This is a genomic window from Streptomyces acidicola, from assembly GCF_009377235.1.
In the GTDB taxonomy this organism is placed as follows: Bacteria; Actinomycetota; Actinomycetes; order Streptomycetales; family Streptomycetaceae; genus Streptomyces; species Streptomyces acidicola.
The window spans coordinates 1-10796 of the sequence record NZ_VMNX01000290.1 but is presented as its reverse complement, the minus strand read 5'-3'; the positions used below and the strand labels follow the sequence as shown (position 1 = coordinate 10796).

The 10796-nt window shown below is 70.9% G+C and carries 12 protein-coding genes; 2 read left to right on the top strand and 10 right to left on the bottom strand.

The annotated features are described in order from the left end of the window. Positions 1 to 194: 194 nt before the first annotated feature. A complete protein-coding gene (locus tag FPZ41_RS40910) occupies positions 195 to 635 on the top strand; it encodes a hypothetical protein (RefSeq protein WP_152869231.1) in 441 nt (146 codons plus the stop codon). Between the two features lie 124 nt (positions 636 to 759). On the opposite strand, the gene FPZ41_RS40905 is transcribed toward FPZ41_RS40910, so the two are convergent. The 8 genes from FPZ41_RS40905 to FPZ41_RS40875 all read right to left on the bottom strand — a co-directional run bounded on the left by FPZ41_RS40905 (position 760) and on the right by FPZ41_RS40875 (position 8606). Next, a complete protein-coding gene (locus FPZ41_RS40905; protein ID WP_152869229.1) occupies positions 760 to 2346 on the bottom strand; it encodes a DUF1996 domain-containing protein in 1587 nt (528 codons plus the stop codon). A 248-nt stretch (positions 2347 to 2594) separates the two neighbouring features. Beyond that, positions 2595 to 3248 carry a LuxR C-terminal-related transcriptional regulator gene (locus FPZ41_RS40900; RefSeq protein WP_152869227.1) on the bottom strand — a complete coding sequence of 218 codons (654 nt, stop codon included), beginning with the start codon at positions 3246 to 3248 and terminating at the stop codon, positions 2595 to 2597. Continuing rightward, positions 3239 to 4522, bottom strand: coding sequence for a sensor histidine kinase (locus FPZ41_RS40895; protein ID WP_152869225.1), 1284 nt, complete (start codon positions 4520 to 4522; stop codon positions 3239 to 3241). The genes FPZ41_RS40900 and FPZ41_RS40895 overlap by 10 nt, the downstream gene beginning before the upstream one ends. Before the next feature lie 51 nt (positions 4523 to 4573). After that, on the bottom strand, positions 4574 to 5596 hold the full coding sequence (locus FPZ41_RS40890) for an NAD-dependent epimerase/dehydratase family protein (protein ID WP_152869222.1): 1023 nt from the start codon (positions 5594 to 5596) through the stop codon (positions 4574 to 4576). Between the two features lie 89 nt (positions 5597 to 5685). Continuing rightward, entirely contained in the window at positions 5686 to 6303 is a 618-nt protein-coding gene (locus FPZ41_RS40885; protein WP_152869220.1) for a winged helix-turn-helix domain-containing protein, read from the bottom strand. A 116-nt stretch (positions 6304 to 6419) separates the two neighbouring features. Next, the gene (locus FPZ41_RS49705) at positions 6420 to 6542 is read right to left on the bottom strand and encodes a hypothetical protein (RefSeq protein WP_258573691.1); all 123 of its coding nucleotides are present in this window, start codon (positions 6540 to 6542) and stop codon (positions 6420 to 6422) included. 187 nt (positions 6543 to 6729) lie between these two features. Then, the gene (gene glnII, locus FPZ41_RS40880; protein WP_322621364.1) at positions 6730 to 7758 is read right to left on the bottom strand and encodes a glutamine synthetase; all 1029 of its coding nucleotides are present in this window, start codon (positions 7756 to 7758) and stop codon (positions 6730 to 6732) included. Between the two features lie 395 nt (positions 7759 to 8153). Then, the gene (locus FPZ41_RS40875) at positions 8154 to 8606 is read right to left on the bottom strand and encodes a MarR family transcriptional regulator (protein ID WP_152869216.1); all 453 of its coding nucleotides are present in this window, start codon (positions 8604 to 8606) and stop codon (positions 8154 to 8156) included. 73 nt (positions 8607 to 8679) lie between these two features. Here FPZ41_RS40875 and FPZ41_RS40870 point away from each other — a divergent pair, with 73 nt between their 5' ends. Further along, positions 8680 to 9546 carry an alpha/beta fold hydrolase gene (locus FPZ41_RS40870; RefSeq protein WP_152869214.1) on the top strand — a complete coding sequence of 289 codons (867 nt, stop codon included), beginning with the start codon at positions 8680 to 8682 and terminating at the stop codon, positions 9544 to 9546. A 12-nt stretch (positions 9547 to 9558) separates the two neighbouring features. Here the strand turns inward: FPZ41_RS40870 and FPZ41_RS40865 are convergent, their stop codons facing one another. Together FPZ41_RS40865 and FPZ41_RS40860 are read right to left on the bottom strand one after the other, a co-directional pair. Beyond that, the gene (locus FPZ41_RS40865; RefSeq protein WP_152869212.1) at positions 9559 to 10245 is read right to left on the bottom strand and encodes an RlpA-like double-psi beta-barrel domain-containing protein; all 687 of its coding nucleotides are present in this window, start codon (positions 10243 to 10245) and stop codon (positions 9559 to 9561) included. 142 nt (positions 10246 to 10387) lie between these two features. Next, positions 10388 to 10747, bottom strand: coding sequence for an arsenate reductase family protein (locus tag FPZ41_RS40860; protein WP_152869210.1), 360 nt, complete (start codon positions 10745 to 10747; stop codon positions 10388 to 10390). Positions 10748 to 10796: the final 49 nt, after the last annotated feature.

Sequence of the window (10796 nt, the reverse complement as noted above, 5' to 3'; positions counted from 1 at the left end):
GGCTGGGGGGCGTGGGGCGACATCCTGTGACTGCACGTTCAGCAGAACGAGCGAATCGTTGGATGGTCACCTTGCCGTAAACGCCGGGGCAGTGGCCGATTGAGCGCCGGGCGTGCGGGAGCCGTAGTGAAGGCAGGGCCCCCGCCGGGGCTCTCAGCGGCGTGGGCCGGACAAGGACCCGGAGGTACGGACGGATGAGTGTGACGAGGCAGAAGTTTGCGGGGAGCGCGGTCGCGGTGGTCGCGGCCCTGATGATGCTGACCGGCTGCGGCTCGGACGGCGGCGGCTCGGACGGCGGCGGGGAGAAGAAGCTCCCCGAGACCGCGACCGGGAGTCTGGAGAACATCGCGAACGAGGTGGGCTGCAAGCCGGACATGCAGACGGACGCGGACACGATCCGCCAGGCCATCTGCAAGAACACCGACGGCAAGTTCAACGGCAAGTTCGTCCTCGCGACCTTCGCCACCGACCGCGGCCAGCGCGAGTGGCTCAACGGGGCCAAGGACTACGGCGGTTACTACCTCGTCGGCCGCAAGTGGGTCGCCGTCGGCGAGCAGAAGACGGTCACGGCGCTGCGCGGCCGGCTCGGGGGGACCATGGAGGAGGGGTCCGACCACATGAATGGCGGTCACTGACCGTGCAACGGCCGGCGGCGTAGCGGCTGAGCGCACTGCGGCTGACGCGCTGGAGGTTCGAGGACAAGCGAAAGCCGGCGGTGGGAATTCCCACCGCCGGCTCACCTGTGTGCTACCGGATGCCCTACTGGCAGTCCTGGCCGCTGTTGATGCAGTCGACCACCTGGTTCATCGTGTTCTCGTCGAAGAAGTTGATGAAGTCGTTGTGGTCGGTGATCGCCTTGTGCAGCTGGTCCGGGAAGGAGTCCACCGCGAAGGCGTTCTGGATCTGCCCGTTCTGGATCTGCGGGGCCTGAACGTCGTAGACCAGGCGGACCTGGAGCTGGGGGATGGCCTGGAAACCGTTGCCGCAGCTGCCGTCCTGCTGGACGAAGGCCACGTGCGTGCGGTGGTTGGCGCTGTCGATGTTCTGGCCGTCCCAGCAGCTCTGGAAGTTGGACGTCCGCACCACGGAGCTGCCGTCGGGGCAGATCGGGTACTTGTCCGTCAGCTGCCGGTCCTCGAAGCCGGTGCAGCTCCAGTTCGTGTTGGCGTTGGCGAGGCCGTTCACGAAGGCCTTGGCGTCACCGGTGATGATGCGCAGGGCCGTCGGCATCGCGACGACATCGCTCGCCTTGTTGCCGACGAACTTCAGCTCGGCCGCGCTGGCCTCCAGGATCTGGCCGACGTTGCCGTCCTGGCCACCACCGGCGGCGTTCGCGTCGAAGTCGTCCTGACCGTTCTGCACACGCAGCACCGGCCAGAAGTACGACGACTTGTCGCCCTGGTTCTGGCAGCTGGTCTCAGCGGCCGCCAGGTCCTGGTCGCTCGCGAAGGCGTTGTTGCTCTGGTTGCCGACGTAGTCGTGCTGGTGCTGCGCACCGTTGCTGACACCCGGAGCGACGATCACGTTGTCCGAGTTGTGGAGGTTGTTCGGGTTGGTGCCACAGCTCGTGGTGAAGGTGCCGGTCGAACCACCGTCACCGTTCGCGGGGAGACCGTTTCCGCCGACGCCCTGCGGGCCGCCGTTCGGCTGGACCTGGGTGATGTCCTGGAAGTCGTCCGCGGTCGGACCGTTTCCGCCCTGGCCCTGCCCCTGGTCCTGACCCTGGTCCTGACCCTGGCCCTGGTCCTGGCCGCCCTGGTTCTGACCGTCGCCCTGGTTCTGGCCCTGGTCCTGACCGCCCTGGTTCTGGCCCTGGTCCTGGCCACCACCCTGGTTCTGGCCACCACCCTGGTTCTGGCCTCCACCGGCGGCGGGCTGGTCGACCTCCATGCCCTTGCACTCGGCGAGCTGGTCGGCACCCCGCGGGGGCTTACCGCCCGCGCGCTTGATGTTGATGCCGATCCGGTCGATGGTGGCCACCCGCTTGGACTTCAGCGGGCTGAGGATGGCGTTGTTGACGTAGCCGGCATCCCCGGCCTGGGCCTGGCGCGTGTCGGCGAGGCGCTTGTAGGCCTCGGTGACCTGCTGGTCGAGCTTCGCCAGCTCCTGGTCAACGCCCTGCCGGGCGCCGTCCGGCACATCGGTGAGCTGCTGGCCGACATCCGGGCAGTCGATCGTCGCGACCTGCGCGGCGGCGGCCTTGATGTTGTTCCGGTCCGACGACTCGCCCGCCGAGGCGTAGAAGTTCGCCCAGACCAGTCCACCTCCGGCGACCGCCAGAGCCGCGGATGCGGCTACGGCGCGCACGGCCAGCGGCGAACGACGTTTTCTTGTGTTGCGTCCCATGGAACTCCTCTGACTTCCTTGCGGGGCATCGAGGCGCCCGACAGGAGTGAAGCGGCTCCATCTCATACGCAAGGGGCTCGTGGGGTGTTCAGAAACCTTGGAAAAAATCAGAAGTCCGCGCTTCCAATTCGGGCGCAATGGGTACAGAGGCCCAGGTTTCAATGGCAGTTGAGGGGGGTAGCCTGTCGACTTTTGAACGAGGTTCAGTAATCGCTGAATCACATTCAGCATCACATTCGGCACCACATTCAGCGGCCATGATCCAAATACGCGAGCACCGCGAGCACACGACGATTGTCGTCGTCCGACACCTCAAGTCCCAATTTGGTGAAAATATTGGAGGTGTGTTTGGCGATAGCCCGTTCCGTCACCACAAGTCGCTCGGCGATCGCCGCGTTCGAGCGGCCCTGCGCCATCAGCTCCAGCACCTCCAGCTCACGCGGCGTGAGCCGGCCCAGCGGCCGGTCGTCCGCCGCCCGCCGGGTGAGCAACTGCTGGATCACCTGAGGGTCCATAGCCGTCCCGCCCGCGGCGACCCGCCGTACCGCGTCGATGAACTGGTCGGCGTCGAACACCCGGTCCTTCAGCAGATACCCGATCCCGCCCGTGCCGTCGGCGAGCAGCTCCCGCGCGTACAGCTGCTCCACATGCTGCGACAGCACCAGCACGGGCAGCCCGGGCCGCTCCCGGCGGGCCTGGAGCGCGCACTGGAGCCCCTCGTCGGTGTGCGAGGGCGGCAGCCGGACGTCGACGACGGCGATGTCCGGCCTCAACTCGGCCAGGGCGCGGGTGAGTTCGGGCCCGCTCTCGACCGCGGCGGCGATCTCGAAGTCGTACGCCTCCAGGAGCCGGACCAGCCCGTCACGGAGCAGGAACAGGTCCTCGGCCAGGACTACGCGCAAGGGATCTCCATGGTGACCATGGTGGGGCCGCCCACGGGACTGCTGACGGCCAGGACGCCGTCGAATGTACCCAGTCGCCGCTCCACCCCGGCCAGCCCCGAGCCCGCTCCGATCCGCGCGCCGCCCCTGCCGTTGTCGGTGACCGTGATCCGTAGCAGGCCGCCGTCCTGCGCCACTTGGTGCAGGTCGACCCAGATCCGCTCGGCGCCGGAGTGCTTGACCGCGTTGGTCAGCACCTCGCTGATCGCGAAGTACGCGGCCGACTCGACCGGCGCGTCCGCCCGCCCGTCCAGCTCCACGGTCACCTCGGTGGCCACCGGCAGCCGCAGCGCCAACGCCCGTACCGCGTCGCCCAGCCCGCGTTCGGCCAGTACCGGCGGATGGATGCCGCGCACCAGGTCGCGCAGTTCGCCGAGGGCCTCGGCGGAGTTGCGGCGGGCCTGCGCGAGCAACCGCCGAGCCTTCGCCGGGTCCTTGTCGAGCAGCGCCTCGACGGTTCCCAGGTCCATGCCCATCGCGACCAGCCGGGCCTGCGCCCCGTCGTGCAGGTCCCGCTCGATGCGCCGCAGTTCGGCGGCCGAGGTGTCCACCGCGTCCCGCCGGGTCTCGGTCAACACACGGACCCGTTCGGCGAGTTCGCCCCGATCGGCGGAGAGCACCGAACGGGTCAGCAGGAAGTGGACGCGCAGCAGCGGCGGGGTGAGGGCGTACGCGGCGGCGAGCAGCACCGCGCCGAGCAGTCCGGCGAGCAGCGCGCTGCCCTGCCCGGAGACCGGCACGAAGCCGTACCACCAGCCGACCCGGCTGCCGTCCGTGAAGGCCCGCCACAGTCCGGCCGCCAGCGCGAAGCCCTCCACCGGATACACCAGCAGCGCGGCGGGCAGCAGCGCGGTCACGAACCCGGCGGTCATGTCCACCAGGAGCCAGCCGAGGTCCCGCCAGGTCGCCGGGTCGCCGAGCATGCCGAAGGTCCGCGCCCACGGGTTCGCCCCTTCCGGGAGGGACCGGTAACCGGGCGGGATCCGCACCCCGCACCACTGCGCGGCCACCAGCCGCCGCCAGTTCGCGAAGGCCCGGACACCGGTCAGCACCCAGGACGTCGTGACGATCCCGACGCCCAGCGGGACGAGTGCGATCGACACGACGGACAGAACGAACAGGGTGATCGAACCGGCGAGGGCGACGACCGAGAGAGCGAGCCCCCGGACTCCGGCGGTCACGACGGCGCGCGTCCGGCCGCCGGCGTTCCTGGGCTCCTTGCTCCGCGTGTCCATGCCGCCAGTCTCGCCGAACCGGGGGCGGCGGTCACGGGGCGGAGCCCCCGGTCAGGGGGTGGTGTCAGCTACACCCTCCGTCGCGGCGAGCACCCTCGCCTCCACCTGCGGGTCGAGGCCCTTGCGGGTCCGGTCCGTCCGCTGCGGCGCCGTGCCGCCGATCTCCCGTAGCCACGCCCAGGTGTCGGCGACGGTCTCGCCGACGGGACGGCACACGAGGCCCGTCGCCAGCGCCCGTGAGACGTCCGCGCGGTGCAGGGCGTCGTACAGGGCACCGCCCGGCGGCACCCACACCGGCAGCTCGACCCACGGCTCGATCCCGGCGTCCAGGACGACCTGCGGATCGGTCCAGCACAGCCGCGCGTCCCCGCCGGTGGCCTCGACGCACGCCGCCAGAAACCCGCCCATCGTGGTGTGCCCGGGCGGACTGACCAGGTTGTACGGGCCACCGAGCCCCCTCTCCACCGCGCCGAGCGTCCAGTCGGCCAGGTCACGCACGTCGACGTACTGAAGGGGCAGGTCGCGCGGGCCCGGCGCCAGGACCGGGCCGCCGCGGGCGATCCGGGTCAGCCACCAGGGCAGCCGGCCGACGTTCTCGTACGGGCCGAGGATCAGCCCGGCCCGAACCAGCAGCGAGTCGTCCACGCCGAACGCCTCGACGGCGGCCAGCTCACCGCCCCGCTTGTCGTGCGCGTACTCCGTCTGCTCGGCGTCGGCCGAGGCGCCCTCGACCAGCGGCGCGTCCTCGCCGGTCCCACCCGCCGGGGGATAGGCGTACACCGAGCGGCTGGACACGTACGCGTACTGGCCGACGCGGCCCCGCAGCAGCCGCGCCGCCTCCCGCACGGCGCGGGGCGCCGCCGACCAGGTGTCGACGACGGCGTCCCACGGGCCGCCGTCGGCGAGCGCGGCAAGCCCGTCGTCGGCGGTGCGGTCGCCGTGCAACGACCGCACGCCCGGCGGGGGCGCGTGCCGTCCACGGTGGAAGACGGTCACCTCCCAGCCGCGCCGGAGCGCCGACTCCACGACGGCCCGCCCCACGAACTCCGTACCGCCCAGCACCAGAAGTCTCATGCCGGTGACACTGCCCTGTGCGGTGGCGGGACGGAACCGTTCTCTGCCCAGGGCAGACAACAACGGGCGGCCGGCGCGGTCCAGTCCGGTCAGCGCCCGACAGGCGGCGTGTACTTGTAGCCGACCCTGCGCACCGTCTGGATCGTCTGCCGGTGCTCGGCGCCGAGCTTGCGGCGCAGCCGGGCGATGTGGACGTCGACGGTCCGGCCGTCGCCCACGTGCCCGTAGCCCCACACCGTGGTGACCAGCTGGTCGCGGGTGTGCACCCGGTGAGGGTTGGTCACCAGGTGTGCGAGCAGTTCGAACTCCAGGTAGGTGAGGTCGAGCGGGCGCCCGTCGACCTCGGCGGTGCGCTGCGCGGTGTCGATCCGGACGAGGGCGTCGTCGTCGCCGTCGTCCGGCCCGGCCGTGTCGGTCGTGTCGGTCGCGTCGGTCCTGGACGGGCCCGGCACCGCGAACGGCGGCACCGGCGGCTGCTGGTCGGCGGGTACGAGGACCAGGTAGCCGATCATCGGCGGCTGCCCCGGCAGTGTGGGCAGGGTGTGCGGCGGCGCGGGCAGCCAGGTGGCACCGGGCGGCAGGAAGTCCGCGACGTGGACGACCTCGTCGCGGTCCACGGCACGCAGCCGGTGCCGTACGGGGCCGTTCGCCGGGGGAGAGGCCGGGGCGGTGAGGGCGGCGGTGGAGACGGAACGAGTGGTCGCCATGAGAGGTCAGCTCTTTCGCGCGAGAGGTTCGTCGGGAGGGCGACGGCCGCCAGTGAGTGGTCGGGCTCGTCGGGACGTACGTCGTGCGCGCCGGTGGAAGGCCCGGGTGTGCGGTCTCAGCAGGCCGGCGCGTTCGTCGCGCGGCAACACACCCGGTCGAAGTCGTGGTGCTGACGGGAAGGCCAGAACGGCTCGAGGTCATGGCGACCCGTCGCGGTGTCCTTCTGGAAGCTGGCCATGGGCCCATTGAAGCAGACAGGGGGCCGGGGGAGGGAGGCTGCTCTCACTGCTTGGACGCTTCCGGCTGCGTGAGTTGGACGACACCGGCTGCTCTCGCGATGACGAAGGGCAACGCGAAGGGGGCGCCCACCGCGAACGGTTGGGCGCCCCCTCACGGAGCCCGGGTGGATCAGACCTGGCTGTGGATCAGACCTGTCCGGCCTTCTCCAGGGCGGAGCAGCAGGTGTCGACGAGCAGACGCGTCACGACGTACGGGTCGACGTTGGCGTTCGGACGGCGGTCCTCGATGTAGCCCTTGCCGTCCTTCTCGACCTGCCAGGGGATACGGACCGAGGCACCGCGGTTGGAGACGCCGTAGGAGTACTGGTCCCACGGGGCGGTCTCGTGCAGACCGGTCAGACGGTCGTCGATGCCGGCGCCGTAGTTCTTGACGTGGTCGAGAGGCTTGGAGCCCTCACCGAGCGACTCGCACGCGGTGATGATCGCGTCGTAGCCCTCGCGCATCGCCTTGGTGGAGAAGTTGGTGTGGGCGCCGGCGCCGTTCCAGTCGCCCTTGACCGGCTTCGGGTCGAGGGTGGCGGAGACGCCGAAGTCCTCGGCGGTGCGGTAGAGCAGCCAGCGGGCCACCCACAGGTGGTCGGAGACCTCCAGCGGGGAGACCGGGCCGACCTGGAACTCCCACTGGCCGGGCATGACCTCGGCGTTGATGCCGGAGATCGCGAGACCCGCCTTCAGGCAGTTGTCCAGGTGGGCCTCGACGATCTCGCGGCCGAAGATCTCGTCGGCGCCGACACCGCAGTAGTAGCCGCCCTGGGGGGCCGGGAAGCCGCCCTCGGGGAAGCCCAGCGGGCGGGTGCCGTCGAAGAAGGTGTACTCCTGCTCGATGCCGAAGATCGGCTCCTGCGCGGCGAACTTCTCCGCGACCTCGGTCAGCGCGGCGCGGGTGTTGGACGCGTGCGGCGTGAAGTCGATGTTCAGGACCTCGCACAGGACGAGGATGTCGTCACCGCCGCGGATCGGGTCCGGGCAGGAGAAGACCGGCTTGAGGACACAGTCGGAGGCGTGACCCTCGGCCTGGTTCGTGGAGGACCCGTCGAAGCCCCAGATCGGCAGCTCGGCACCCTTGGCGTCGTCGACCAGGATCTTGGTCTTCGAACGCAGCTTGGCCGTCGGCTCGGTGCCGTCGATCCAGATGTACTCAGCCTTGAAGCTCACGGGCCACATCCTTCGGGTGTGTCTTTGAGTCGCAGTCATGCGGGTGCTGCGGCGGCGCTGCGGCACTGCGGGCGCCGCGTGGGAAGATGCCCGAAAGCCTGTCAACAGGCGGTTTCCCGATCATTGCTCATGTGTGAACCCCGTGTTACCCGGTGCTTCTGTGGGCGGGATCACGCAGTGAGGCGCCGCGCTGCGATGCCGGGTGGCTCTCCGGGGGTGTGTGACGGGGCGGGCGACGGGGCGGACGGAGGAGTTCGCGGCGGTGGCCGGCGGGCACGCGGGGGGCACCGCAGGGCGGTTCGCGGCGGCTCGCGCGGGTCGTCCCGCGCGGCTCGTATGCGATGGGAATGCGCGGGGTTTCGGCGGTGCGGGGCGGGAATGCCCTGTCCGTCTCCCTACCCGCTCGCTTCGGCCGCCGCGTCCCGTACACCTGTGAGGAACCCCCGGATCGCCGTCAGTTCCCGCTCGTCGTAGCCCTCCAGCAGTTCGACCGCGCGGCCGATCAGCGGGCCGAAGAAGGCCTGCCCCAGCTCCACCGCCCGCTCGTCGATCTCCACGAGGACCCGGCGCCGGTCCCGTTCGTCCCGCACGCGGCGTACGTGCCCGAGCCGCTCCAGCCGGTCGACGACGGCGGTCGTGCCCGCGGAGTTCAGCCCGAGCAGGGTGCCGAGGCGCCCCGCCGTCATCTCCGAGCCGGACCGGGACGCGTCCATGAGGGCGATCAGGGCGCGCACGTCCGTCGGATGCATCCCGTTACGGCTCGCGAACCGGGCGCTGCGCAGGCCGAGTTCGACGGTCGCCGCGCGCAACAGGTGCACGATCTCCATCTCGCGCTCGTGGTCCGGCATACCGCCCTCCGGCTATCATCTCGCCCACCAAGTATCTCGCTGAACGAGATATTACGGCAGGGGGGCTGGGCGCATGAACGGCCGCGGCACATACGACATCCAGGGCTTCCGGGCGGCGTACGACGAGGTCATGGCCAAGTGGCCCGCGGACCGGGAGGCGTTCGACGTCGCGACCCCGTACGGCACCACCCACGTGCACGCGTGCGGCCCGCGCGACGCGCCCCCGCTCGTCCTCCTGCCGGGCGGCGGCGGGGCGACGTCGGCCTCCTGGTTCGCGAACGCCGAGGCGCTCTCGCGCGCCCACCGCGTGTACGCCGTCGACCTGATCGGCCGGCCGGGCCACAGCGTGAGTGAGGCCGACCACCCCCTCCGTACGGTGGCCGACCTCACAGCTTGGATGGACCTGGTCCTGGACGGTCTGGGTGCCGGCACGACCGCGTTGTGCGGTCACTCGTACGGCGCCTGGATCGCCCTCCACTACACCCTGCACGCGCCCGACCGGGTGCGCCGTCTGGCGCTGCTCGACCCGACCGGGTGCTTCACCGGATTCGCGGCCGGGTACCTTCTGCGGGCCGGCTGGATGATGGCGCGCCGCTCGGCCCGCGGCACCCGGGCCTTCCTGGAGTGGGAGACAGGTGGTGCCCCCGTGGACCCGGAGTGGCTCCGGCTCCAGGAGGCGGCCGCCGGCTTCCCCTTCGTACGGCCGGTCACCGGCCCGGCTCCGGATCGCGCGGCCTCGTCCGCCCTGGACGTACCGGCCCTGCTGCTCCTCGCCGGGCGCAGCAGGGCCCACGACACGCGCGAGGTGGCGGCCCGCTCCGTCGAGTGGCTGCCGCGTTCGCGGGTGACGGTCCTACCGGACGCCACCCACCACACGCTGCCGCACCTGGACCCGGCCGAGCTCAACAGCCGCCTCACGGACTTCCTGAACGGCCGTTGACCTGCGGCCGCGTCACCCCACCCGCTCGATGACGGCCCGTCGGATCAGGAACTTGCCGGGCTCCCTGACCTGCTCGAACGCGGCGTCGTTCAGCAGGACGCAGCTGCCGGAGACCGAGGTGACCTCCACCGTCGTGGACTTGTTGTTGTCCAGGTTGGTGACCTTCAGCTTCGTACCGGCCGGGAACTGGTTGCTGGACGCGGCCGGGGCGCCGGCCTCGCCGGAGAGGGTGACGGTGGAGCCGTTGCAGACCTGCTCCCCGGAGCCCGCGGCGGCGTCGCCGTTCGCGGGCGGGGTGGCCTCCGGCTCCGCGGCCCCGGAACCCTCGGAGCCCTGGGGGTCCTGAGCCGACCCCCCGGTGCCCGCGGCTCCGCCGGTCTGCCCGGCCTGGGAGTCCTGAGCCGACTCCCCGACCACGCAGCCGGACGCCTCCTGCTTGAGCTCGATCTCGGCGATGACCGCCTCGCGGTTGGCGATCCGGGCCTCCGACTGGGCGTCGGGGTTGGCCCGCTGCCCCTCGATGAACCGCTGGTTGTTGCCGAGCGCGGTGGCCAGCCCCTGGCAGACGGTCGAGTCCGCGGCGGTCTGTGCGGCGTTCGACGTGGCCGCCATCGCGAAGGCCCCGCCTCCCGCCACGGCCACCGCGGTCACCAGCAGCGCGACCTTCTTCTTCGTGCTGATCGTTCTCCTACGCGACATGCGCGCCTCCTGTCCCCGGCCGTCTCGGCGGCCGGATCGGGTGGGTACGCCGTTAGGTACGAGATCTCGAACGAAGTTACTCAACGGTTACGCGGGTCTCTCAAGTAACCTGCGTCACACGCGACTTGGCGTAAAGCCGGGCTCACCGCTCCAATGCGTCACGAACCGCCTCCTCCGTGCGCGCCACCACCGCGCTGCCGTCGTCGGCGGTGATGATCGGCCGCTGGATGAGCCCCGGATGCTCGGCGAGCGCCCGCACCCACCGGTCCCGTGACGCCGCGTCCCGGTCCCATGTCTTCATGTCCAGCTCCTTGGCGGCGGCCTCCTGGGTCCGCGTGATGTCCCACGGCTCCAGCCCGAGCCGAGCGAGCACGTCCCGGATCTCGTCCTCGGTCGGTACGTCCTCCAGATACCGCCGCACGGTGTACTCGGCGCCCTCCGCGTCCAACAGGGTGAGCGCACTGCGGCACTTCGAACAGGCCGGATTGATCCAGATCTCCATGGGGGACACGGTACGCGCGGCGCGGCGGGGGCCGGATGGCTGTCTCTTA